Here is a 23,211-nt window from a genome sequence, read left to right on the forward strand (position 1 = left end):
ACACTTGAACAGCACACCATCACGGTCCTCGTGACCACGAAAGAAGAGGAAGACTCATGGCCTTCAGCAACGAAGAGGTCCTCGCCGGACTCGCAGAGCTCATCACCGACGAGACGGGCATCGACGCCTCGGAGGTCGCGCTCGAGAAGTCGTTCACCGACGACCTCGACATCGACTCGATCTCGATGATGACCATCGTCGTGAACGCCGAGGAGAAGTTCGCCGTCACGATCCCTGACGACGAGGTCAAGAACCTCAAGACCGTCAAGGACGCCGTCGACTTCATCGCCGGCGCCCAGGCGTAAGCACGAGAGGGATGCCGGTGCGCCGTCCGGCCGCCGGCATCCTCGCTCTCCCCCCGACACCCCGCTTCGACGTCCCACCTCGCGGCGAAGCCTTTTCCTGCCCGGAGCATCACCTCGCTTCGCGCACCATCTCGTCTCGAAGAGAGAGTCCCCCATATGACGAACCGCATCGTGGTGACCGGGATCGGAGCCACTTCGGCTCTCGGCGGCACAGCACCGGAGAACTGGACCAACCTGCTCGCCGGTGTCTCGGGCGCACGCACGCTGGAGCACGACTGGGTCTCCCAGTACGACCTGCCGGTCACGTTCGCCGCCGAGGCGAGCGTCCGACCGGAGGAAGTGCTCCCGCGCCCGCAGCTGAAGCGGCTCGATCCGTCGAGCCAGTTCGCCCTCATCGCCGCGATGGAGGCCTGGGAGGACGCCGGGGCACCCGAGGTCGACCCTGACCGCCTCGGGATAGATTTCGCCACCGGCATCGGCGGCCTGTGGACGCTGTTGGACGCGTGGGACACCCTCCGCGAGAAGGGCGCCCGCCGTGTGCTCCCCATGACAGTGCCGATGCTCATGCCGAACTCCGCCGCGGGCAACCTCTCGCTTCACTTCGGGGCCCGCGCCTATGCACGCACCGTCGCGAGCGCCTGCGCGTCCAGCACGGAGGCGATCGTCAATGCGGTCGAGCATCTGCGGGCCGGCCTCGCCGACGTCGTCATCGCCGGCGGCACCGAATCGGCGATCCATCCCGTGACCATCGCCTCCTTCGCCTCGATGCAGGCCCTCTCCAAGCGCAACGACTCCCCCGAGACGGCTTCGCGCCCCGGGAGCGTCGACCGCGACGGCTTCGTGATGGGCGAGGGAGCCGGTGTGCTCGTGCTCGAGACCGAGGAGCACGCCCGCGCCCGCGGCGCGAAGATCTACGCGGAGGTCGCCGGTGGCGGTGTCACCGCTGATTCGTACCACATCACCGCGAACGACCCCGAGGGCCGCGGTGCCGCGCGCGCGGTCCGTCTCGCGCTCGAGCAGGCGGGCGCTGAGCCGGAAGAGCTCACGCACGTCAACGCCCACCTCACCTCGACCCCGGTCGGCGACCCCAACGAGTACAAGGCCCTGCACGCCGTGTTCGGCGACCGCATCCGGGAGGTTCCGGTCTCGGGCACCAAGGCGTCGACCGGCCACCTCCTGGGCGGCACCGGAGCGCTGGAGGGCATCTTCACCGTCCTCGCGGTACGCGACCGCATCGCCCCCCCGACGATCAACCTCACCGAGCAGGACCCGGAGGTGCCGTTCCTGCTCTCCGGAGAGCCGACGCCCCTGAGCGCCGGCCCGCAGTTCGCGATCAGCAACTCGTTCGGGTTCGGCGGTCACAACGCGGTAGCGGCGTTCCGCAGCGTCGACGACTGAGCCAGCCTGGGATCGTGAAGAGGCCCCCGGCATTCCTGCCGGGGGCCTCGTTCTCCTGCAGGGGCGGTGATTCGTTTTCTCAGCCGCCGGGATCACTCACCGGCTTCCGGTAATCGCGCCTCGCCCACCCCGGTCCTTCGGCACTCGAGCCCTACCATGCCCTCCTGCCGCTGGCTTGTCTAGCCCACCTTGTGCAGCCAGATCACACGGGCATCGTCGCTGGCGTGACGGAACGGCTCGAGCTCGTCGTCCCATGCGGTCCCGAGCGCGACATCGAGCTCGCGCTGCAACTCCGCCGCGCTCCCCCCGGCGATCTCCATCGCATAGCGGATACGGTCCTCACCGATGACGATGTTGCCGGCAGCATCGGTCTGGCCGTAGTGGATGCCGAGGTCGGGCGTATGCAGCCAGCGTCCGCCGTCGCTGCGCGGCGTCGGATCCTCGGTCACCTCGAACCGGAGATGCTCCCAGCCGCGGATCGCGGTGGCAAGCGCTGCTCCGGTGCCGGCGGGGCCGTCCCAGTAGAACTCCGCGCGCCGCGCGCCATCGAGGACGGGCTGATCAGCCCACTCGAAGTTCACCGCACGACCAAGGGCGCGTCCGACCGCCCATTCGAGGTGCGGGCAGAGCGCGCGAGGGGTGGAGTGGATGAAGACCACTCCGCGTGCCTGTGCAGTCGCCATGATCTCTCCGTTTCATCAGGTGCGTCTTCCCCTACGACCTGACTCGGAACAATGGCCTGCGTATACGGTTATGCGCCCATTCTCACCCACCATGTCCAGAATCACAAGCGTGTGACTCCGCCTGTTCGCGCCGGGCGACCTCGTCCGGCGCCGACGGACGAGAAAGGCCCCGGTGCGCGGAGCTGATCCGCACGCCGGGGCCCGAAGGCGAACGAGGCTCAGGCCTCGCTCATCACCTGCTTCTCCTGCTGGCCCTTCGCGGCGTAGTAGGCCGCACGGGCAGCGTCGCGACGTGCCTGCTCGACCTGGCCGGCCTCGAGCACGTCTTCGGCGACCTCGAACTGCGTGTAGTCCGACGTGCCGTGATACTTCTCGATGTACGCGTCGAGCTCTGGACCCGAGGTCCACGAGGTGATCAGGCAGTAACGCGCCTCGTCGCCATCGTGGTGGACCGCGTGCCACAGGCGCTGGGTGTCGACGATCAGCTGCGCACCCGCCGGGAGGGCGATGCGGTACTCGATGCTGGGGTCTGTGCGGTTCTCGCGCAGCACGAAGTAGCTGTTCTTGTCGTCGGTGAGGTTGAAGAAGCCGCGGACGACCCAACCGGTGCCGTCCGGGTTCAGACGGTTGTTGTCGTCCTGGTGGAGGTTGTAGAGGCAGTCCGCGTAGCTGTTCGGCTGCAGCTCGATGATGCGGCAGCGACCGACGTTGGCGCCGGGCTCCTGCGCACGAGCGGTGAGGGTCGGGGCCAGCTCGGTCTGCGAGTCGATCCAGACACCGTCCTTGTCGGTGCGAGGCGGCGTGTGGTTCCAGAAGCCGTTGCACTCGACCTCGCCCTTGGCCGAGGCCAGCGGCGCGAAGCGGGTGTCACCCGACGACTTCCAGTCGACGTACTCGATGTCGAGCCACTCCTTGGGGTCGATCGGCTTGTCGTAGCTGTCCAGGACGACGAAGCCGGTCTCCTCGAGAGCGGCGCACTTGATGTAACCCATGATCGAGATCATGTCCTTTCATGACGAGGCCAGCGAAGTTTTTACAGGCCTGCTTAGGCGAGCCTAACATCGACTTCTGCAGGATCCGCTGAACGGCGGACCGTGAGTAATAGGCTGATCTGCGGGGTGCTCAACGGCGCCCCGGATCACACGCGAAGGAGTCCGTCGAGAGCATGAGTGCTGCCACCAACGTCGAGGCGACCGCCGTCAACACCGTCGAGTGGCTCTCCGCGCCGGGCACGAAGATCGTGGTCCCCGTCTATCAGCGCCAGTACCGCTGGGACATCGGTGGATGCGAGCAGCTGCTCGCCGACATCCGCACCGTGGCCGCGGACGACGGCACGCACCGGCACTTCATCGGCTCCATCCTCTCTGCCGAGGACGCCGGCGCCGACCCCGAGTTGATCCTCATCGACGGGCAGCAGCGGATCACCACCCTGATGCTGCTGGTCGCCGCCCTGCATCACACCGTGCGAGACAGCGACCCCGCGATGGCCGCGGAGCTCACCCGCGTGCTCGTGCGCGATGGCTCTCCCGCGTCACCGGATGGGGCGCGCCCCCGCCTCCGGCCGCATGACGCCTGGGCGGATCTGTTCGAGGGTGTTGTGCTGGACCGTCGAGGACCGGCGGATCGGCATCGCGAGTCGCGGTTCGACGACAACTACGCCTTCTTCCGCAGCCAGATCCAGGCCGGCGAGGCGCCGCGCATCTGGGCGGGCCTGCGCAAGCTCGAGCACGTCGCGATCACCCTGGGGCCCGACGCCAGCGCTCAGCAGATCTTCGAGAGCCTGAACTCCACCGGCGAACCGCTGCGCGATCACGAGCTGATCCACAACTATCTGCTGATGGGTCTCTCGCACGCCGACCAGAACGCCATCGAAGAAGAGTTCTGGCTGCCGATCGAACGCAACACGGGTGAGACCATCGCGAGCTTCTGGCGCCACTACCTGGTGATGACACTCGGCCGCGAGGTCGCGTTCGACGCCGACCACGGGGTGTACAGCGCCTTCCGCGAGCGTTTCCCCGCGATGGACCTGGAGACCCTTCGTGCGCACGCCACGCAGTGGCGCGACTACTCCGAGATCTACCGCGCGCTCCTGGACCCCGCCGTCGAGGAGGATCCGGAGATCAGTCGCCAGCTGCGGTTCGTCAACACCTTCGGCCGCGGGATGTATCCGCTCATCATGCGCAGCTACCGTGACTACCGCACCGGTCACCTCGCCGCAGCCGAGCTGGTCGAGACCCTCGAGCACATCCAGTCGCTGCTGCTCCGGCGCAGCATCGTCGGCGTGCCGAACGAGCGCCTCGTCGCGCGGCTGTGCCGGGCGCGCGAAGCAGGCAGAGACCAGCTGCGCGCCGCGATCGCCCGGATCACGCCATCGGATGAGCGGGTGCGGGTGTCGCTGAAGTACGGTGCGCTCCCCCACGCGCTGTACGTGCTGGGACGGCTGGAGGGCGTCGACGATCCGAGCGGCTACGACGTCGACAGCATCCTGCCGGTCGCCCCTGCCCCGCAGTGGTCGGGCGACGGAGAGCGCATGTGGTCCGAGTACACCGAGGACGAGCAGAACGCGCACCGGGCGCTTGCCGCCACCGTGGGCAACCTCACGCTCCTCGAGGAGGGCATCGCCGAACGCAGCTACGGACTCCCGTTCCCGGACAAGAAGGAGACGGCCTACCGTGCCAGCCGCGTCGCCGACACCCGGGCGCTGGCCGACACGCCGTCCTGGAACACCACGGCGATCGCCGAACGCACCCTGGTGCTGGCCGACCGCTTCGTCGAGATCTGGCGCCGCCCTGCCGTTGTCGACATCGACGACGACGGCCTCACGCCGATCCTCGATGCGGTACGCCGCCGGGGCTGGCCGCGCGGCTGGGAGCGCGAGTTCTCCTACGTCGAGTACTGCGGCGAGCACTGGGAGGTTCCGGACGTGAAGTACCTCTTCAACCGGATCTTCAAGAGGCTCTGGGCCGACGATCGTGAGCCTGTGATCCGGTACAGCGCGCGGCACGGTGGGCCGCTGTACCGAGAGAAGGCGTGGAACGGCCCCTGGGACTCCCTCGACGACGAGACCTTCCTCTACATGGGGTGGGATGCCCGCTACATGATGACGGCCGTGCAGGGTCTGCTGGAGGAGGCCGGCATCGCGCAGCGCGTGCTGGTGAAGTACTCCTACGTGGCCGCCAATATGTGACAGCGCCCGCGTCTGGGTATTCTGGGACGCGTGCCTGCGGGCGCACGGGGCGGTGGCCAAGCTGGTCAAGGCAGCGGGCTCATAACCCGACGATCGTGGGTTCAAGTCCCACCCGCCCTACTCCCTCCCTCCCCGCGGTGAGCGCGGGAGGCGATGGCGATCAGCCCACGGGATGCGCCGCGCGGTGCTGGTCGATGTGCTGCAGGTAGATATCCGCGTTGGCCTGCAGGCCAGCGATCTCCTCCGCGGTCAGCGCGCGCCGCACGCGAGCCGGCATGCCGGCGACGAGGGAGCCGTCCGGGATCTCGGTGCCGCCCAGCACGAGGGCGCCCGCGGCGATCAGGCAGTCGTTGCCGATGCGCACACCGGGGAGGACGGTGGCGCTCATGCCGATGAGCGTGCGGTCGCCCACGGTGCACGAGTGCACGACGGCGTTGTGCCCGACCGAGACGTCTTCGCCGAGGTGAACGCCGTAGCCGTCGCCCGAGTGCACCGAGACGTTGTCCTGGATGTTGCTGCGCGCGCCGATCTCGATCGGCTCGGAGTCCGCGCGCAGAACGGCGTTGTACCAGACGCTCGCACGATCGCCGAGGACGACGTCGCCGATGATCCGGGCCCCGTCCGCAACGAAGACGGTCGGCGCGAGCCGCGGCGTGCCGTGACCGATGGCGAGGATCGAAGCCGTGTCTGAGATGCTCATGACTTGACCATACCGGCCGAGCCCCACCCAGCCGAGGCGAGCCTCTCCTTCATTTCCTCCGATGTCTTAGCAGAGCCTAAACTTGCCCGCGGACCTGGGATTTAGCAGAGCCTCAACTTGCTTGCGCATCTCTCAGAAGCGAGTAACTTATTAGTCATAGCAACGCTTGATCCACAAGAGAAAGAGGCAGCCATGACCAAGGCGCAGACCACTCCCACCGTCTCCATCGACCCCTCCGTCGCAGCAGCGGCCTCCCAGTTCCTCTCCCCCGTCGTTCTGGGTCTCGAGGCCCTCGTCGTCAACGGCAAGCAGGCTCACTGGCACGTGCGCGGTGCCAACTTCGTCGGCGTGCACGAGCTGCTCGACTCGATCGTCGAGCACGCTCAGGAGTTCTCCGACACCGCCGCGGAGCGCATCGTCGCTCTGGGCCTCCCGATCGACGCGCGTCTGTCGACCGTCGCCGAGAAGGTCAAGCCCACCCACGTGCCGGCCGGCTTCACCCAGTCGGACGAGCTCGTCCGCGACGTGATCGCCGACATCGACGACATCCTGGTGGATGTCCGCACGGCCATCGACGGTCTCGATGAGATCGACCTCACCAGCCAGGACGTGGCGATCGAGATCATGCGTGGTCTCGAGAAGGACCGCTGGTTCCTCGTCGCACACGTCGCCGAGTAATCTCCGCGCTTCTGCGTGACGACGGAGGGCCGGAGCACCGAAAGGTGCTCCGGCCCTCCGTCGTCGGCGCTCCGGACTGTCGCGCTTCCTGTCCTGCGCTTCGCTCCCACGCGTGCGTTCGGCACGGCGGTCCCGGCCGGATTCGTGCCCGCACGGCACGCCGTTCGGGCGAAGCGCGCGGCTCACGACAGGTGCGTGAGCCGTCCCCCCAGCAGGGTCGCCGTGACCGGCATCGCACGCAGCTCGTCACGGGATGCGCTGAGCGGGTCGATGCCGCAGAGCACGATGTCCGCAGGAGAGCCCGGGCGGATGCGGCTGTCCCCCGCGGTGCCCCCGTGTGCCGACGCGCGCAGGGCCGTGGCGACGTCGACCGCCTCCTCGATCGCCCATCCGGGGCGGTCGTCATCGCTGCGGAAGACCGCTGCGGCGATCGCCTGCCACGGATCCAGCGCGGCCACCGGCGCATCCGAACCGAACGCGAGGTCACCGCCGGCCCGCAGAATGCTGGCCAGCGGATAGGCCAGGGCGGTCTGGTCCGCCCAGTAGCGCGGCACCAGATCACGATCGTCGACCGCGTGCTGCGGCTGCACACTGGCGACAACGCCCAGCCGCCCGAATCGGGCGAGATCCGCGTGCGCGACCAGCTGGGCGTGCTCCATGCTGCCGCGAGCCCCGACGCGCGCGAACGCGTCGAGGACCTCCGCCGCCGCGTGGTCTCCGATCGCATGCAGCGCCGCCTCGATCCCGCCGGCCGCCGCGCGGGTGAGCAGGTCGTCGAGGTCATCTGGCGTCACGGCCATCACGCCGCGGTTGCGCGGATCGTCAGGGTAGCCGTGCGTGCACGCCGCCGTTCTCGTACCCAGCGAGCCGTCGACGATCACCTTCAGGCGGCCCATCCGGATCAGGGGTGACGCAGCGTCCGGGATCCCCTCGCCGGTCACGAGCCCCGACGCGATCGCCCGATCGAGGTCAGGGGCGTAGACCCCGAACTCCACCCGGTGCGCGTCGAATCCGAGCGCCGTGCGCCGCGGCCAGGCCTCTGCATTCCAGGCCATGTCGAAATCGACGATGCCCACCACGCCCCGGGCGGCCGCCGCCCGTGACGCCGCCAGCACCGCGGCATCGGCGGCGGCCGGGTCGAGCGCGTTGAGGCGCCGGGAGATCTCGAACGCCGGCTCCTCGCGCAGCAGCCCGCCGCTGAGCGCACCCAGCGTCTCGAATCCCTCGCGACGCAGGGCGGCGGAGTTCAGCCACACACTGTGCACGTCCGCATTGATGAGATAGGTCGGGGTACCGCCCGTCCCCGCGTCGAGCAGATCGAGCGCGGGCTGGTCCGGCCACAGTCCGTCGCGGAAACCAGACCCGACCCTGCGCCCGTCGGCGAGCACGGGGGCGCTGCGCATGATGGCGGCCGCCTCCGCCGCGCTCGCCGCCGCCCCCAGCGGCTGACGCTGCGCGGACAGTGCCCACTGAACGGTGTGGACATGATGGTCCCACAGTCCCGGGACGGCGAAGCTGCCGGCGGCGTCGAGCACGTCGCCACGCGGTGGCACCGCGCCGGCGGGAGCGATGTCCACGACCTCCCCGTCCGCGAGAAAGAGATCGACCGGCTCGTCGAAGGGAAGATAGTCCGCGCTCTCGCCGGTGACGCGGACGCCTCGGACCGTGCCGATGGTCTCTCCGATCGACGTCATCGTCCTTCTCCCCTCGCAGCGTGCTGTCTCCGCCCACCGGCGGCTTCCCCGGGCGGCATCACGCCTGGCAGCGCGGACACCAGTACAGCTTGCGGGCGCCGATCTCCTCGAGCACGATCTCCGTGCCGCACACCCGGCACGGCAGCCCCGCACGGTGATACACCCAGTGCCGGTCGTCGCGATGAGCCATCGCCGCCCGATACTGCTCTGGCGTCAGATCGTCCATCGTCATCATCTGCCCGGTCTCCACGCCGATCACCAGGAGCCGGCACCAGTCGTGCCACAGCGCGCGCACGATCTCCTCCGGCACGTCGCGTCCCGGAGTATGCGGGTTCAGGCCGGCACGGAAGAGCAACTCCGCGCGATACACGTTGCCGATGCCGCTGACCACGGCCTGGTCCATGAGAAGCAGTGCGATCGGGGTCGGCTTGCGGCGCACGATCGCGGCGAACCGCTCCTCGCCCTCGCGCTGATCGCCCACGAGCGGGTCCGGTCCCAAGCGCCCGACGGTCGCGGCCATCTCATCGGGGGTCTGCAGCACGCATGCCGTGGGGCCGCGCAGATCCGCGCACGTGGCGTCGGTCAGCAGCCGAAGCCGCACCTGTCCCACCACCGGCGGCGGCCACTCGTCGTCCTGGTGCAGGCCGGTGGTCTGCTCCGACATGCGCACATGCACGCGTGACCGGCGCGGGGCGCCGATCGAGCTCAGCGAGTTCTCCCCCGCCGCATCGAGGATCGGTGCTGCCACGTCGGTTCCGCGCTGGTTGGTCTGGCCCATCCGGCCATTCGCCGCGGCGATGGTCTGATCGACGAGGATCTCGCCGGAGAAGTCCCAGGCGCCGTAGAGGCCCAGGTGCACGCGCAGCCAGAGGTCGCCGGAGACCCCGAGGAACATCTGCTTGCCGACGGCGCGAGCCGTCTCCGCGACGCGACCGTCCAGCATGGCGGCGCCCTCGGCGAAACGTCCCTGCGGACTGGAGGCGCGCAGCACCTGCCCGGCGAAGTTGCGCTCGAACTGCCGGGCGATGCGGTGGACGGAGTGCCCCTCGGGCATCAGACGGCGCGCGGGTCGGGAAGCAGGGTTCCGGAGGTCTCGAAGTCGGCGATCTGGTCGATCCGGCGCACATGACGCTCATCGCCCGAGAACGGTGTCGCGATGAAACGGTCGATGAACGAGACCACCTCGTCGAAATCGTGCTGACGCGCGCCGATCGCGATGACGTTGGCATCATTGTGCTCGCGGGCCAGCTCCGCCGTCGCAAGGCTCCAGACGAGCGCGGCTCGGATGCCCGCGACCTTGTTCGCCGCGATCTGCTCGCCGTTGCCGGAACCGCCGAAGACGATGCCCAGTGCCGTCTCTCCCGCCGCGGTGTCGGCCGCGACGGCCTGCGCCGCACGGATGCAGAACGCCGGATAGTCGTCCACCGGGTCATATGCCAGCGGGCCGTGATCGACGACCTCGTGACCGGCGTCCGCGAGGTGCTGCTGCAGCCGCGTGGAGAACTCGAGACCGGCGTGATCGGTGGCGATGTGGATGCGCATGGACACCATCCTAGAGTCGCGGCACGCAATGCCCGGCCGGATGCGGTTGGCCCTGCGCACCCGCGCCGTTAGGCTGTACGGGCCCCGGCGTATCTCTCGCCGCGATCGCCACCAGAGGATCGCGTGCAGCGCCGAGGCAGAGCCCCTCACACCAGGAGACGATATCCGTGCCCGGAGAGAACCTCACACGCATCGAGGCGCAGGAACGCCGCGCCGTCATCGACACCGAGTCATACCAGGTCGCGCTCGACCTCACCAAGGGACCGGAGGTCTTCGGGTCGCGCAGCGTCGTGCGCTTCACCGCGACGCCAGGGGCCGAGACGTTCATCGACCTCATCGCCCGCGATGTTCGCGAGATCACGCTGAACGGAGAGGCGATCGACCCCGAGACGGCCTTCGCGGACTCCCGCATCCGCATCGCCGGCCTGCAGGCGGAGAACACCCTCATCGTCGACGCCGACTGTCTCTACACGAACACCGGAGAGGGGCTGCACCGCTTCGTCGACCCGGCGGACGGCGAGGTGTACCTCTACTCGCAGTTCGAGGTGCCCGACTCCCGCCGCGTCTTCGCCGTGTTCGAGCAGCCCGACCTGAAGGCCACGTTCCAGTTCACCGTGACCGCTCCGGCGAACTGGAAGGTGGTGTCCAACTCCCCCACCCCCGAGCCCATCGTCCACGACGACGAGACCGTGGCGACGTGGGGCTTCGAGCCGACACCGCGCATCTCCTCCTACATCACGGCGATCGTCGCCGGACCCTATGAGGCGACCTTCTCCGAGCTCACCAGCGCCTCCGGCGCCGTCGTGCCGCTCGGCGTCTTCGCCCGCAAGAGCCTGTGGGACCACCTCGATGCCGAGGAGATCTTCGACGTCACCCGCCGCGGCTTCGCCTACTACGAGGACAAGTTCGGCGTTCCCTATCCGTTCGCCAAGTACGACCAGCTCTTCGTGCCGGAGTTCAACGCCGGAGCGATGGAGAATGCCGGCGCGGTGACCTTCACCGAGACCTATGTGTTCCGCAGCAAGGTCACCGATGCGGTGCGCGAGCGGCGCGTCGTCACGATCCTGCACGAGCTGGCCCACATGTGGTTCGGCGACCTCGTGACGATGAAGTGGTGGAACGACCTGTGGCTGAATGAGTCGTTCGCCGAGTGGGCGTCGACGATCGCCACGGCGGAGGCCACGGAGTGGACCGGCGCGTGGACCACGTTCAACGCCATGGAGAAGACCTGGGCCTACCGCCAGGACCAGCTCCCCTCGACGCACCCGGTGTTCGCGGAGATCAACGACCTCGACGACGTGCAGGTCAACTTCGACGGCATCACCTACGCCAAGGGCGGATCCGTCCTCAAGCAGCTCGCGGCATGGGTCGGTATCGAGGCGTTCTTCGCCGGGGTCTCGCAGTACTTCCGGACCCATGCGTGGGGCAACACCGAGCTGAGCGACCTGCTCGTCGAGCTCGAGCGGACCAGCGGCCGGGATCTCTCGACGTGGTCGTCGAAGTGGCTCGAGACCGCCGGGGTCAACACGCTCTCCCCCGTCGTGGCGGACGACAACGGCACCATCACCCGGTTCGCCGTCACGCAGACGGCTCCGGCGGACTACCCGACGATCCGTCCGCACCGGCTGGGGATCGGCTTCTACACGCTCGGCGACGGCGGCCTGACGCGCACGCACTACGCCGAGATCGACGTCGACGGCGATCGCACCGAGGTGCCGGAGCTCAAAGACCTTCCTCGTCCCGACCTCATCCTGCTCAACGACAACGACCTCGCCTACGCGAAGATCCGTCTCGACGAGAACTCGCTGCAGACCGCCATCGAGCACCTCTCCGACATCGCAGACCCCCTCGCACGCTCGCTGGTGTGGGGTGCGGCCTGGGACCAGACCCGCGACGCCGAGAGCCCCGCAAGTGACTACATCGACCTCGTGCTCGGGAACATCGGCCGCGAGACCGAGTCGACCACGGTGCGCACCACGCTCGCCCAGCTCAAGACGGCGGCGAACCTCTATGTGATGCCGGAGAAGCGCGCAGAAGCGCGCCGCGCGGTCGCCGACGGACTGTGGGCGCTGGCGGAGGCCGCCGAGCCGGGAAGCGATAACCAGCTGCAGTTCGTGACCGCGTTCGCCGGGATCATCGTCACCGAGGAGCACGCCGCGATCGTCCGCACCCTGCGGGACGGCAGCCGGGTGCTCGACGGGCTCGAGATCGACACCGACCTGTCGTGGCAGCTCCTGGTGGGCCTCGCCGCCGCCGGGGAGGTCGACGAAGCGGCCATCGACGCCGCCCTCGCCGCCGACAACACCGCCAAGGGCGCTGAGTTCGCCGCAATGGCACGTGCCGCCCTGCCCACCGCGGAGACCAAGGCGGCAGCCTGGTCGGCCATGGTCGAGGCCGACGACATGTCGAACGCGATCCTGCGTTCCGCGGCGCAGGGCTTCGTCCACCCGACGGGCGTGGAGGTGCTGCACCCGTACATCGAGAAGTACTTCGAGATGCTGCTGCCGGTGTGGGAATCCCGCACCTACCAGATCGCCCAGTACCTGATCGTCGGACTGTATCCGACACCGCTCACCGGCCCGGAGCTGCGCGATGCCACGCGCGCCTGGCTCGCAGCGAACACCGATGCCCCGGCTGCGCTGCGCCGTCTCGTGCACGAGAACCTCGCCGATGTCGAGCGGGGCATGGCGGCGCAGGTGCGCGACGAGGAGTGACCGCACAGACACGGTGAATCGGAGGGGCACGGCGTCGCTGAGATGCGCGTGCCCCTCCGACCGCGTCCGGCCCGTTCCAAGCGGGCATGATTAGGCTCGGAACGTGCCCCTTCACCCATTCGAGACCACCGACCCCGTCGAGGCGACCAACGACGTCTGGGGAACCATCCTGGATGTGCTCAGCACCATCGGTGAGCGCGCGCTGTGGTCGCTCCTGGTCATCGTGGTGGCCGTCCTGGTCGCTCTGGGCCTGCGCCTGGTCATCCGCCGGATCGTGCGCCGCATCGTCGACGGCGCCAAGTCGCGTGCTCAGGTGACCGACACCACGGCGCTCGAGCGCTCCCCGCTCGCCGACATGCGTCTCGTGCAACGCACCCGCACGCTCGGCTCGATCCTGCAGAACATCGTCAATGTCGCCGTGGGCCTGGTGGCCATCGCGATGGTCATCCAGATCTCGGTCCCGTCTCTCCTGGGGTCGCTGACGCTGCTCACCGCTGCGATCGGCGCCGGTCTCGGCTTCGGCGCGCAGAACATCGTGAAGGACGTGCTCAACGGCATCTTCCTCGTGGCGGAAGACCAGATCGGCATCGGCGACGTCGTCGATCTCGGTCTGGCCAGCGGGGTGGTGGAGTTCGTGACCGTGCGCATCACACAGGTCCGCGATGTGAACGGCACGCTCTGGTATGTGCGAAACGGTGAGATCACGCGGATCGGCAACATGTCTCAGGGTTGGGCGCGCGCGATCATCGACGTGACGGTACCGTCGGACGCCGATGTTCCCGCGCTCGAGAAGGCGCTCCTGAGCACGGCCCGCGAGCTCACCAAGGAGCCCAAGTGGCGCACCAGGATCGTCGATCTGCCGGAGGTCTGGGGCCTGGAGTCGGTCACCGGCGAGACCCTGGTGATCCGGCTCGTGATCAAGACCAGGGCGAACACGATGGAAGATGTCGCGCGGGAGCTGCGTATGCGGCTGCGCGAGACCGTCGCCTCCCTCGACCTGCCGCTGACGGGCCTCGAGTCGGTGGCCCTGGAGGGCGCGGAAGGCGCCAGGCGTGTCCGCGGCGCCAATCCGCCGCAGACCCGTCCCACCCCGGTGCCGTCCGCAGCGGACCGCGGCTTCTGGCGACGCCGGAAGCCTGCCGACGAGATGGTGGACCCGACGCCGACCAGGACGATGCCCACCGCGTCGAGCCCTGACGCGCCAGACCGGAAGCCGCAGGAGCACGGGTCCGAGACCGAGGAGAGGGACCGCTCATGAGCTTCTACGACGAGGTGGGCGGTGAGGAGACGTTCGACCGCCTGGTCGCCGTCTTCTACCGCGAGGTCGCCGATGACCCGGTACTGCGACCGATGTATCCGGAGGAGGATCTCGGCCCAGCCGCGGAGCGCCTCAAGCTCTTCCTCATCCAGTACTGGGGCGGTCCGAGCACGTATGGCGAGCGGCGCGGCCACCCGCGTCTGCGCATGCGGCACATGCCCTTCCGCATCGACCCGGACGCCAGGGACCGCTGGCTGCGCCACATGCGCACCGCGGTGGATGAACTCGGGCTCTCCGCGCTGCACGAGGCGACGCTGTGGGACTACCTCGATCGGGCAGCGCACGCGATGGTCAACGCGCTGCCGGCCGCTCCGGCTCCGGGAACGCGGCAGACGCTCGAGGCGCGGCCGGCGCACCCTGGCGCCTGACCGCCCCCTCAGACGGCGGAGGAGCCGGTCCGCCGCACCGGCGTGAGACCGCTCACGGCGGGTCCGCGCGCCAGGATGTGCCCGCGCTGCAGCGAGATCCTGCTCCAGCGGCCGGACCGCCAGACGGTGGCCGTCTCTGCCCCTGCGACGAAACCGAAGGCATGTGCGGCGTAGGCGATCCCCCGGGGCAGGTCGAGGAGCACGTCCTCCGGCTCCCCCCAGATCGCCGCGCGCAGCATGCGGACCGCCTCCTCCCCTGAACCCGGCACCGCGCCGAACGCCACCGCGGAGATCCCCCACTGCGCGCGCTCGCCGAGCACGGAGGCCGGGATCTCGCCCACCCGCTCCCAGCCCTGGCGCGGCGGCGACATACCGGCCCAGGCGGGGGCGAGGCCCGTCTCGGGCAGCGCGAGCTCGTGGGGTGCTGCGCCGGCCTCCAAGCCGGAGACGACGATGTCGCACTCGAGTTCGGGGTCGGCGCGCACCATCCGCATCGCCAGCACGGTCGGGGTGGCGTCCATCAGGCCGCCCGGCGCGAGCGCGGGAGCGGTGAGCACCAGAACCCCCGCGGCGGCCTGCAGCCGGACGCCGTCGCCCGATGCCACCGCGGCGCGTCCGGCGAACGTCAGCACGTCGCGGGCGGTCTCCGCGTCAGCCAGCACGAGGGGGGTCGACACCCGATCTAGACTACCGATCAGACCCCGGCGCGGGGTCCGCGGATCACCGCGGGTGTCACGAGAGGAACGGCATGACAGAGGATTCCGGTGCGACCCCGTCGATCGAGATGCTCCGGCGGGTCCTCGACCTGGATGACTCGGTGGCCCGGACCACGGAGGACATCTTCACCGGCGTCTCGCATCCCATGCCCACGGGACGGATCTACGGCGGTCAGGTGGTAGCCCAGTCGATCGTGGCCGCAGAGCGCACGATCCCCGAGGGACGGAACCTGCACTCGATGCACGGCTACTTCCTGCGCGCCGGCGACTCCACCAAGGGGGTCACCTATTCGGTCGATCGCATCCACGACGGTCGTTCCTTCGCGACCCGGCGCGCCCAGGGTTATCAGAACGGCCTGCCGATCTTCTCGATGATCGCGTCCTTCCAGGACGAAGACCGCGGTCTCGAACACGCTGCGCCGATGCCCGCGGGGATCACCGACCCGGAGGACCTTCCTCGGGAAGACCGTTTCTTGGCCGAGGTCGGCGGCGGGCTGAAGAGGATGTTCCGCGATCGCCCTGTCGACGTCCGGCACGTCGAGGGTCCGCTCTACACCGACCCCGATCCGTTGAAGCGCACCGGACAGGCGGTGTGGATGCGGCTGAGCCCTGGCCTGCCAGACTCGGCACGGCTGCACCGCGCGGCGCTGGCCTACCTCAGTGACTTGACCATCCAGGAGTCCGTCGTGCGCGCGCACGGGCTCACCTGGCGGCACAACGATCTGAAGATCGCCAGTCTGGATCACGCGATGTGGTGGCATCGTGACGCCCGGGTCGATGACTGGCTGCTGTATGTGCAGGAGTCGCCCAACGCGCGCGGCGGGCGCGGTTTCATCAACGGCCGGTTCTACACCCGCGACGGGATGCTGGTCGCCAGCTCCGCGCAGGAGATCATGATCCGCGTGCCGCGCGCGGAGGCGGAGGCGTAGCCGCATCGCCCGCCGCGGCCGCAGGAAAACAGGAGAACAGCGCCAGAACAGGCCGTTTCTGGCCAGTGCTGCCTGTTCTGGTGCTGTCTGCCTGCTCCGGGGCGTCAGCGGCGCCGGAAGCGGTTGGGCTCCCCGACGAAAGGCTCCCACGCGGCGCGCATCTCGTCGGTGACCCGACGGGGGCGGCCGGTCGCGGCATCCGTCAGCACCATCTCCACGTCAGCGCGCGCGTGCACGACGTCGCCGGGGCCGCGCACCTCGTAGGAGACGATGACGTTCGCCCCGCCGAGCCGCGAGATCCACACCTGGACATCCAGCGGTGTCCGACGGTACTCCACCGGCGCGAGGTACTCGATCTCCTGGCGGGAGATCAGCGCGCGCAGCGGCGCAGCAAGGCTGCTCGGAAGCACAGCCGTCGGCGGGGCGTGCTCGCCGGCGGCCGGCGTCCACAGCGCACGGACACGGGCCTCTTCGAGGAGGCGCAGCATCGTGGCATTGTTGACGTGCCCGTATGCGTCCTGGTCTCCCCACCGCAGCGGCACGGGGATGCAGAGCCGCTTCCCCGTGCCGCCATCGATGACGGACCAGCTGTCAGTCACGCGTGAGCTTGCGGTGGGAGGTCCGGTGCGGCCGCGCCGCCTCCGGTCCGAGGCGTTCCACCTTGTTCGCCTCGTAGGACTCGAAGTTGCCCTCGAACCAGTACCACTGGTCGGGCTTCTCCTCGGTGCCCTCGTAGGCGAGGATGTGCGTGGCGACGCGGTCGAGGAACCACCGGTCGTGGGTGATGACCACCGCGCAGCCGGGGAACTCGAGCAGCGCGTTCTCGAGCGACTGCAGAGTCTCGACGTCGAGGTCGTTGGTCGGCTCGTCGAGGAGGAGCAGGTTGCCGCCCTCCTTGAGGGTGAGCGCCAGGTTCAGGCGGTTGCGTTCACCACCGGACAGCACACCGGCCTTCTTCTGCTGGTCCGGTCCCTTGAAGCCGAACTTCGACACATATGCCCGCGAGGGGATCTCCGTCTTGCCGACGACGATGATGTCGAGTCCGTCCGACACCACCTCCCACAGCGTCTTGTTGGGGTCGATGTTGGCGCGCGACTGGTCGACGTAGCTGATCTTGACCGTCTCGCCGATCTTCAGGTCTCCGCCGTCGAGCGGCTCCAGGCCCACGATCGTCTTGAACAGCGTGGTCTTGCCGACGCCGTTCGGGCCGATGACGCCGACGATGCCGTTCGGCGGCAGGCTGAAGCCCAGCCCGTCGATGAGGCTGCGCCCGTCGAAGCCCTTCTGAAGGTTCTTCGCCTCGATCACGACGCTGCCCAGGCGCGGCCCCGGCGGGATCTGGATCTCCTCGAAGTCGAGCTTCCGCGTACGCTCCGCCTCCGCTGCCATCTCCTCGTAGCGGGCCAGACGCGCCTTGGACTTGGTCTGACGGCCCTTCGCGCTGGAACGCACCCACTCCAGCTCTTCCTTCAGGCGCTTGGCGAGCTTGGCGTCCTTCTTGCCCTGGACGTCGAGTCGCTCGGCCTTCTTCTCCAGGTAGGTCGAGTAGTTGCCCTCATAGCCGATCAGGCGACCGCGGTCGACCTCGGCGATCCACTCGGCGACGTTGTCGAGGAAGTACCGGTCGTGCGTGATCGCGATCACCGCACCCGGGTAGGACTGCAGGTGCTGCTCGAGCCAGAGCACGCTCTCCGCGTCGAGGTGGTTGGTGGGCTCGTCCAACAGCAGCAGGTCGGGCTTCTGCAGCAGGAGCTTGCACAGCGCGACACGACGCTTCTCACCGCCGGAGAGATGCGCGACGTCGGCGTCCGACGGCGGGGTGCGCAGCGCGTCCATGGCCTGCTCAAGCTGCGAGTCGAGGTCCCAGCCGTCTGCGGCGTCGATCTCCTCCTGCAGAACGCCCATCTCGGCGAGCAGCGTGTCGAAGTCTGCGTCGGGTTCCGCCATCAGCGCCGAGATCTCGTTGAACCGATCGACCTTCGCCTTGATCGCGATGCCCTCCTGGATATTCTCCAGGACCGTCTTGGACTCGTCCAGCTCCGGCTCCTGCATGAGGATTCCCACCGTGAATCCCGGAGTGAGCTTCGCCTCGCCGTTCGAGGGAGTGTCGAGACCGGCCATGATCTTGAGGATCGTCGACTTTCCGGCACCGTTCGGGCCGACCATGCCGATCTTCGCACCGGGCAGGAACGCCATCGTGACGTCATCGAGGATGAGCTTGTCGCCCACCTTCTTGCGCGCACGCACCATCGAGTAGATGTACTCAGCCACGGAAAATACTCCTTCTCCAGCGTCACGGATCAGCTCATCAGCCTACCGGTGCAGGCTGATGAGGCGAGCACAGACAACGGCTCCGTTCCGGTCGATCAGAGCTCCGGCACGGTCATCGTCTCGCCGAGGAGGCAGCGACCACCTGCCAGCTGAATCATGACCGTGGTCACGGGCTCCCCCGTCGACGGGCCCACCTGACCGACCAGACACTCCTGCGTCCCCCAGCGCACCGAGAACTGAATACTCTCGGCGGGGTTGCCCACCGTCGACATGTCGTCGGTGACCTGCATCGCCGTGCGGTCGAATCCCGCCGCGGTCAGCGCGTCGACGTAGGCGAGCGCATCCGCACGCCGCTCCGAGGCCCACACCTCGGCGGTCACGGCCGCGAACAGCGGCAGATTGTCCGCCGCTGTTCCTTCGGGAGACGGAGTCGCGTGCCCGCTCTCTGGGTCGTCTCGCACCGGAGCCGAGGTGGCCGCCGGTGCAGCCGAGGTCGCGGTGGCCCCGGGCGCGCTGTGTGGCGACGGGGCGCAGCCCACCAGAACCGCAAGGGCGGTGAAGCCGAGTGCCATCGGGGCGAGCGCGGGGCGGGACGGACGCACGTCCCCGAGTCTAGAAGCCGTTCCGCTCGGCGGGCACCGGAACCCGTGGCGCACCGTCGCCACCGGGCGGCCGACGCTCCGCGCGTCTGGGCAGGGCCAGACGACGGCAGGGGCCAGACGACGGTAGGGGCCAGACGACGGTGGCAACGGAACCCCGTCGACAGCACCATCAGATCAGAACGGCGTCGACTCCCCACCCCGACGCATCGGCGGACGCTGTGGGGTCCGCCTGGCCTCCCTGCGGCGCGAGTCGCTCATTCTGGCGCGGACGGCGATGATAGGTGCTCGTTCCCCAGCGCAGATCGTGCCCGATACCGTCGGCCTCGATCTCCGCGCTCGTTCCGGTCTTCCCGCTCGCCGCCTGCCATTCGCGCAGACGCAGTCTGCCGGTGACGATCACCGCATCGCCGCGCCGCAGCGAGGAGAGCACGTTCTCGGCGAGTCCGCGGAATGCGGACACGGAGAACCAGTTCGTGCCGCGCGGCTCCCAGCCGCCCGTGCTCGGATTTCGGCGCCGGACGGAGCTCGCGAGGCGGAAGCTCGCCACCGCAGCCCCGTCCGTCGTCGCCCCGCGCTGCGGGTCGGTGGCCACGTGTCCGGCAATGGTCAGGGTCTGGGTCATGCGGCGCTCCTTGTGCGTGCCCGGCAGGGACACCACCAGCGTGCAGGGACGAGCGACCACACCGACGCCGCGCTGCGAGACCTGGGGAGAACCCGTCGTCCCGAACCGCCTGGGCGCAGCGTCGTGATCAGACGTCGAGGTACTCCGCGAAGTGCGCGCGGACCTTGTTCACCTTCGGCACCGCCACGGCGAGGCAGTACGCCTGGTTCGGGTTGTTCGCGAAGAAGTCCTGGTGATAGTCCTCCGCGGGGTAGAACTCCCCGAGCGGCTCAATGGTGGTGACCGGCTCGCCGTCCCACATCTCGGCGGCGCGGTCGCGTGCCTGTTCGAACAGCTCCTTCTGCGCGTCGCTGGTGTAGAACATCGCGCTGCGGTACTGGGTGCCGATGTCGTTCCCCTGGCGATTGAGCTGACGGGGATCGTGCATGGTGAAGAAGGCGTCCAGCACGACCTCGACGGGAACCTGCTCCGGGTCGAAGGTGATCGCGACCGCCTCAGCATGTCCCGTCCGGCCGGTGCAGACCTCCTCATATGTGGGGTCGGCGACGTCTCCGCCCGTGTATCCCGACACAACGGACTGCACGCCCCGGAGGGGGCGGTAGGCCGCGTCGAGGCACCAGAAGCAGCCACCGGCGAGCACGAACGTCTCCATGACACATCCTTTCGAGATCGAGCGTCGACTCCACGCTACGCCCCCTGCCGACGACCGGCGCGGCAATGTCCGACCCCCGCCGTATTGTCCGGATCACGAGGAGCCACGAGGAGCCAATGGAGAGGAGCTTCCATGTCCATCACGATCGAGCGAATTCGTCCGAGCAGCATTCCCACGGCGGCGCCCCACCTGCGGGTCCCCCGCGCGGCGCCAACGCTGCGATCCTCGCGCGAGCACCTGGTCCGAGCGGGCGACCGTCTCTGGCGGGTGGTCACGCGCGATCAGCGCATCCTCGGGCACGTCCGTGCGGTGCACGATCCGCGGGGGGTGCGATACCGGGCAGAGCGCCTCCACCTCTCGACCGGCGCGTTCCGCCTGGTCGGGGAGTTCTGGAGCCCGGACGACGCCGTGGCGAGCCTGCGCAACGGCTGATCCGGGGCGCCTGTCACCCTGCGCCGGTTTTCCCCAGTCTGCGAGGCGGTGCGTGCACCCGGCGATCGCATACCCTTCACCCCATGGACAACGAGTACGCCGAGGACCTCACCGCCGTGACGATTCGCACCCCGGATGGCGCGGTCGCCGCCGAGCAGCTGCACATCAACACGGAGCTGTCGGAGATCGGCGACCTCACCCGCCGCGACCGCGGGCTGCAGGCCCTGCCGGGCGTCGATGCCGACGCGTGGCGGCACAACTACCCCTATGACACCAAGATCACCCGCGCTGCCTACGAGAAGCAGAAGCGTCGGCTGCAGATCGAGTTGCTCAAGCTGCAGGCCTGGGTGAAGGCGTCCGATGCGAAGATCGTCATCCTCTTCGAGGGACGAGATGCCGCGGGCAAGGGCGGCGCGATCAAGCGGTTCATGGAGCATCTCAATCCGCGCGGTGCGCGGGTCGTGGCGCTGGAGGTGCCGACCGACCGCGAACGCAAGCAGTGGTATTTCCAGCGGTACGTGCAGCACCTCCCCACCGGCGGTGAGATCGTGATGTTCGACCGATCCTGGTACAACCGGGCCGGCGTCGAACGTGTGATGGGCTACTGCAGCCCGCACGAGTATCTGGAGTTCACCCGTGCCGCCCCCGAGTTCGAGCGGATGCTCGTGCAGAGCGGCATCCACCTCGTCAAGTTCTGGTTCTCCGTGGGCAAGGCCGAACAGCGCGCCCGATTCGCGAGCCGCAGCATCGATGCCGTGAAGCAGTGGAAGCTGTCCCCCACCGACCTGGCGAGCCTGGACAAGTGGGACGACTACACCCAGGCCAAAGAGGCCATGTTCTTCTACACCGACACACCGCAGGCTCCCTGGACCGTCGTGAAGTCCAACGACAAGAAGCGCGCGAGGCTGGAGGCGATGCGCTGGGTCCTCTCGCAGTTCGATTACGACGGCAAGGATCCCGAGGTCGTGGGTGTTCCGGACCGCCTCATCATCGGCAGCCCGGCAGCCATCTACGACGAAGGCGAGACCGCGTCCGAGCCGTTCCCCGTGATCGGTTCCTGACCCGCGCACCCGGCAGAGCAGGACGGATCAGGCGTCGCCGTCAGCCGTCAGCCGTCAGCCGTCAGCCGTCAGCCGTCAGCCGTCAGCGACGATCCGAGCGATCGTGCGGGCACCCAGCCCCAGCCCCACCGTCATCCCGACCCCGGTGGTGACCGTGACGACGTCGACACCCGGCTGCGGCGCTGCCCGCAGCACGTCCTGCATGCCGCTGGTGGCATAGACGCCCTGCCAGCGTTCCCGCACCTCGAGCCGGTCTGCACCGAGGAGGGCTGCGACCTCGTCGACCAGAATGCGCGTCCACCGCTCGTCGAGGAACGGTGGCGCGCTGTCGTGAGCGATATGTGAGTCGCCCACGAGGAGCGTCCCGTCGGCCTGTTGGGTGAACATGACGTTCGCATCGATCTCGATCAGCTCCGGCCGCGTGCGTGCGAGCTCCCCGCGCAGCGCCTCGGCGGCGGGGCCGGCGAAACCGCCGTAGCGCAGCATCGACGACCCGGTTAGCACGGCCGGTCCGCAGCCCATGTCGTGGGGTGCCGCTACCCGCACCATCTGCAGAGCGCACTCGCGAACACCACCGGATTCGGCGAGGTCGGGGAACAGACGACCCAGGAGATGCCCGGCCGCCACCACAACCCGATCAGCCTCGATCCCGCCCCTGCTGGTGCGCACCACCGTTCCGCCCGGTGCCGGCTCGATACCGTGCACTGTCGTGCGGAAGCGCACCTCGCCCCGTTCATGCGCGTGCACCCACCCCGCGATGCGGCCGACAGCCGTCCGCGGGTCGGCGGTGAGATCCTCGCGCAACAGCGCGCCCGCGAGCGGACGCCGCGCCCGTCCGGGCAGGCGCAGCAGCCGCGCAACCTCCTCCCCGGACAGGATCCGGGTGGCATCGGTCGCCCGTTCTCGCGCGAACTCGTTCACGACGGCGACTTCGAGCTCGGATCCCGCGACCACGAGCGTTCCGGATCGGCGCGCTGCCACGCCCGCCCGGTCGACGAGCGACATCCAGATCGCATTGGCCTCCCGCGCGATCTCGCCCAGTTCCCCGCTCTGCGCCGCCGTCGACACGTGGCCGAAGTTCCGCACGCTCGCCAGCACCGCCGCTGCGTCCTGCTCGATGACGGTCACGCGGAACCCGGCGTCCAACGCCGCCACCGCGTGCCCGAGGCCCACGATCCCCGCACCCACCACCACAAGCCGCGGCGCGGATGCGGCCGAGGTGACGTGGGGATCGGGGCGACGGGTGGAGCGATTCATGTCTCGATGCTCCCGGCGTGAGCAGGGCCGCCGCGCCGGCTCAACGCGAGTTTCTCGGATGTTCATCACACACGCCGCGTGG

The 23,211-nt window shown here is 68.8% G+C and carries 23 protein-coding genes and 1 tRNA gene; 11 read left to right on the forward strand and 13 right to left on the reverse strand.

Annotation, left to right across the window (positions count from 1 at the left end):
- Nucleotides 1-56: 56 nt before the first annotated feature.
- Nucleotides 57-305, forward strand: a complete 249-nt coding sequence (locus AC3RXY_RS05830; protein ID WP_491509954.1) for an acyl carrier protein — start codon at nt 57-59, stop codon at nt 303-305.
- Between the two features lie 156 nt (nt 306-461).
- Complete coding sequence (locus AC3RXY_RS05835) at nt 462-1,703, forward strand: beta-ketoacyl-[acyl-carrier-protein] synthase family protein (RefSeq protein ID WP_491509955.1); 1,242 nt, start codon at nt 462-464, stop codon at nt 1,701-1,703.
- Nucleotides 1,704-1,882: 179 nt separating this feature from the next.
- On the opposite strand, the gene AC3RXY_RS05840 is transcribed toward AC3RXY_RS05835, so the two are convergent.
- Entirely contained in the window at nt 1,883-2,386 is a 504-nt protein-coding gene (locus tag AC3RXY_RS05840) for a DUF3145 domain-containing protein (protein ID WP_491509956.1), read from the reverse strand.
- Nucleotides 2,387-2,604: 218 nt separating this feature from the next.
- Nucleotides 2,605-3,378 (reverse strand): hypothetical protein, encoded by a 774-nt coding sequence (locus tag AC3RXY_RS05845; protein WP_491509957.1) that lies wholly within the window; start codon nt 3,376-3,378, stop codon nt 2,605-2,607.
- Nucleotides 3,379-3,551: 173 nt separating this feature from the next.
- Between AC3RXY_RS05845 and AC3RXY_RS05850 the strand changes: the two genes are divergently transcribed.
- On the forward strand, nt 3,552-5,573 hold the full coding sequence (locus AC3RXY_RS05850) for a DUF262 domain-containing protein (protein ID WP_491509958.1): 2,022 nt from the start codon (nt 3,552-3,554) through the stop codon (nt 5,571-5,573).
- Between the two features lie 46 nt (nt 5,574-5,619).
- Nucleotides 5,620-5,693 (forward strand) — tRNA-Ile (locus tag AC3RXY_RS05855).
- Nucleotides 5,694-5,733: 40 nt separating this feature from the next.
- Here AC3RXY_RS05855 and AC3RXY_RS05860 read toward each other — a convergent pair.
- On the reverse strand, nt 5,734-6,273 hold the full coding sequence (locus tag AC3RXY_RS05860) for a gamma carbonic anhydrase family protein (protein ID WP_491509959.1): 540 nt from the start codon (nt 6,271-6,273) through the stop codon (nt 5,734-5,736).
- Between the two features lie 192 nt (nt 6,274-6,465).
- Between AC3RXY_RS05860 and AC3RXY_RS05865 the strand changes: the two genes are divergently transcribed.
- Nucleotides 6,466-6,951 carry a Dps family protein gene (locus AC3RXY_RS05865; protein WP_491509960.1) on the forward strand — a complete coding sequence of 162 codons (486 nt, stop codon included), beginning with the start codon at nt 6,466-6,468 and terminating at the stop codon, nt 6,949-6,951.
- 182 nt (nt 6,952-7,133) lie between these two features.
- Here the strand turns inward: AC3RXY_RS05865 and AC3RXY_RS05870 are convergent, their stop codons facing one another.
- From AC3RXY_RS05870 to AC3RXY_RS05880, 3 genes are read right to left on the reverse strand one after another with little or no spacing between them, the layout of a single operon-like run.
- Nucleotides 7,134-8,645: an amidohydrolase gene (locus tag AC3RXY_RS05870; RefSeq protein WP_491509961.1), complete on the reverse strand. Its 1,512-nt coding sequence runs from the start codon at nt 8,643-8,645 to the stop codon at nt 7,134-7,136.
- A gap of 58 nt (nt 8,646-8,703) precedes the next feature.
- Nucleotides 8,704-9,699 carry an Fpg/Nei family DNA glycosylase gene (locus tag AC3RXY_RS05875; protein ID WP_491509962.1) on the reverse strand — a complete coding sequence of 332 codons (996 nt, stop codon included), beginning with the start codon at nt 9,697-9,699 and terminating at the stop codon, nt 8,704-8,706.
- Entirely contained in the window at nt 9,699-10,187 is a 489-nt protein-coding gene (locus AC3RXY_RS05880; protein ID WP_491509963.1) for a ribose-5-phosphate isomerase, read from the reverse strand. The genes AC3RXY_RS05875 and AC3RXY_RS05880 overlap by 1 nt, the downstream gene beginning before the upstream one ends.
- A 167-nt stretch (nt 10,188-10,354) precedes the next feature.
- Here AC3RXY_RS05880 and pepN point away from each other — a divergent pair, with 167 nt between their 5' ends.
- The 3 genes from pepN (at nt 10,355) to AC3RXY_RS05895 (ending at nt 14,587) form a co-directional block, all read left to right on the forward strand.
- Entirely contained in the window at nt 10,355-12,901 is a 2,547-nt protein-coding gene (pepN, locus tag AC3RXY_RS05885; RefSeq protein WP_491509964.1) for an aminopeptidase N, read from the forward strand.
- A gap of 103 nt (nt 12,902-13,004) precedes the next feature.
- Nucleotides 13,005-14,159 carry a mechanosensitive ion channel family protein gene (locus tag AC3RXY_RS05890; protein ID WP_491509965.1) on the forward strand — a complete coding sequence of 385 codons (1,155 nt, stop codon included), beginning with the start codon at nt 13,005-13,007 and terminating at the stop codon, nt 14,157-14,159.
- Nucleotides 14,156-14,587, forward strand: coding sequence for a globin (locus AC3RXY_RS05895; protein WP_491509966.1), 432 nt, complete (start codon nt 14,156-14,158; stop codon nt 14,585-14,587). The genes AC3RXY_RS05890 and AC3RXY_RS05895 overlap by 4 nt, the downstream gene beginning before the upstream one ends.
- 8 nt (nt 14,588-14,595) lie before the next feature.
- On the opposite strand, the gene AC3RXY_RS05900 is transcribed toward AC3RXY_RS05895, so the two are convergent.
- Nucleotides 14,596-15,264, reverse strand: a complete 669-nt coding sequence (locus AC3RXY_RS05900) for a DUF8185 domain-containing protein (protein ID WP_491509967.1) — start codon at nt 15,262-15,264, stop codon at nt 14,596-14,598.
- A 71-nt stretch (nt 15,265-15,335) separates the two neighbouring features.
- On the opposite strand from AC3RXY_RS05900, the gene AC3RXY_RS05905 reads away from it, so the two are divergent.
- Nucleotides 15,336-16,232: an acyl-CoA thioesterase gene (locus tag AC3RXY_RS05905; protein WP_491509968.1), complete on the forward strand. Its 897-nt coding sequence runs from the start codon at nt 15,336-15,338 to the stop codon at nt 16,230-16,232.
- Nucleotides 16,233-16,336: 104 nt separating this feature from the next.
- Here the strand turns inward: AC3RXY_RS05905 and AC3RXY_RS05910 are convergent, their stop codons facing one another.
- From AC3RXY_RS05910 to msrA, 5 genes are all read right to left on the reverse strand, one after another.
- On the reverse strand, nt 16,337-16,831 hold the full coding sequence (locus tag AC3RXY_RS05910; protein ID WP_491509969.1) for an acyl-CoA thioesterase: 495 nt from the start codon (nt 16,829-16,831) through the stop codon (nt 16,337-16,339).
- Complete coding sequence (gene ettA, locus AC3RXY_RS05915; protein ID WP_491509970.1) at nt 16,824-18,503, reverse strand: energy-dependent translational throttle protein EttA; 1,680 nt, start codon at nt 18,501-18,503, stop codon at nt 16,824-16,826. Before ettA ends, AC3RXY_RS05910 begins: the two co-directional genes overlap by 8 nt.
- A 95-nt stretch (nt 18,504-18,598) precedes the next feature.
- Complete coding sequence (locus AC3RXY_RS05920; protein WP_491509971.1) at nt 18,599-19,105, reverse strand: DUF6993 domain-containing protein; 507 nt, start codon at nt 19,103-19,105, stop codon at nt 18,599-18,601.
- 169 nt (nt 19,106-19,274) lie between these two features.
- Nucleotides 19,275-19,727 carry a single-stranded DNA-binding protein gene (locus AC3RXY_RS05925; protein ID WP_491509972.1) on the reverse strand — a complete coding sequence of 151 codons (453 nt, stop codon included), beginning with the start codon at nt 19,725-19,727 and terminating at the stop codon, nt 19,275-19,277.
- Between the two features lie 127 nt (nt 19,728-19,854).
- The gene (msrA, locus tag AC3RXY_RS05930) at nt 19,855-20,379 is read right to left on the reverse strand and encodes a peptide-methionine (S)-S-oxide reductase MsrA (protein ID WP_491509973.1); all 525 of its coding nucleotides are present in this window, start codon (nt 20,377-20,379) and stop codon (nt 19,855-19,857) included.
- Nucleotides 20,380-20,511: 132 nt separating this feature from the next.
- Here msrA and AC3RXY_RS05935 point away from each other — a divergent pair, with 132 nt between their 5' ends.
- Together AC3RXY_RS05935 and ppk2 are read left to right on the forward strand one after the other, a co-directional pair.
- Nucleotides 20,512-20,811 carry a hypothetical protein gene (locus tag AC3RXY_RS05935; protein ID WP_491509974.1) on the forward strand — a complete coding sequence of 100 codons (300 nt, stop codon included), beginning with the start codon at nt 20,512-20,514 and terminating at the stop codon, nt 20,809-20,811.
- A gap of 83 nt (nt 20,812-20,894) precedes the next feature.
- Nucleotides 20,895-21,872: a polyphosphate kinase 2 gene (gene ppk2 / locus AC3RXY_RS05940; protein WP_491509975.1), complete on the forward strand. Its 978-nt coding sequence runs from the start codon at nt 20,895-20,897 to the stop codon at nt 21,870-21,872.
- 75 nt (nt 21,873-21,947) lie between these two features.
- On the opposite strand, the gene AC3RXY_RS05945 is transcribed toward ppk2, so the two are convergent.
- The gene (locus AC3RXY_RS05945; RefSeq protein WP_491509976.1) at nt 21,948-23,129 is read right to left on the reverse strand and encodes a TIGR03364 family FAD-dependent oxidoreductase; all 1,182 of its coding nucleotides are present in this window, start codon (nt 23,127-23,129) and stop codon (nt 21,948-21,950) included.
- Between the last annotated feature and the right edge of the window lie 82 nt (nt 23,130-23,211).

This window comes from Microbacterium longlingense, assembly GCF_058349825.2.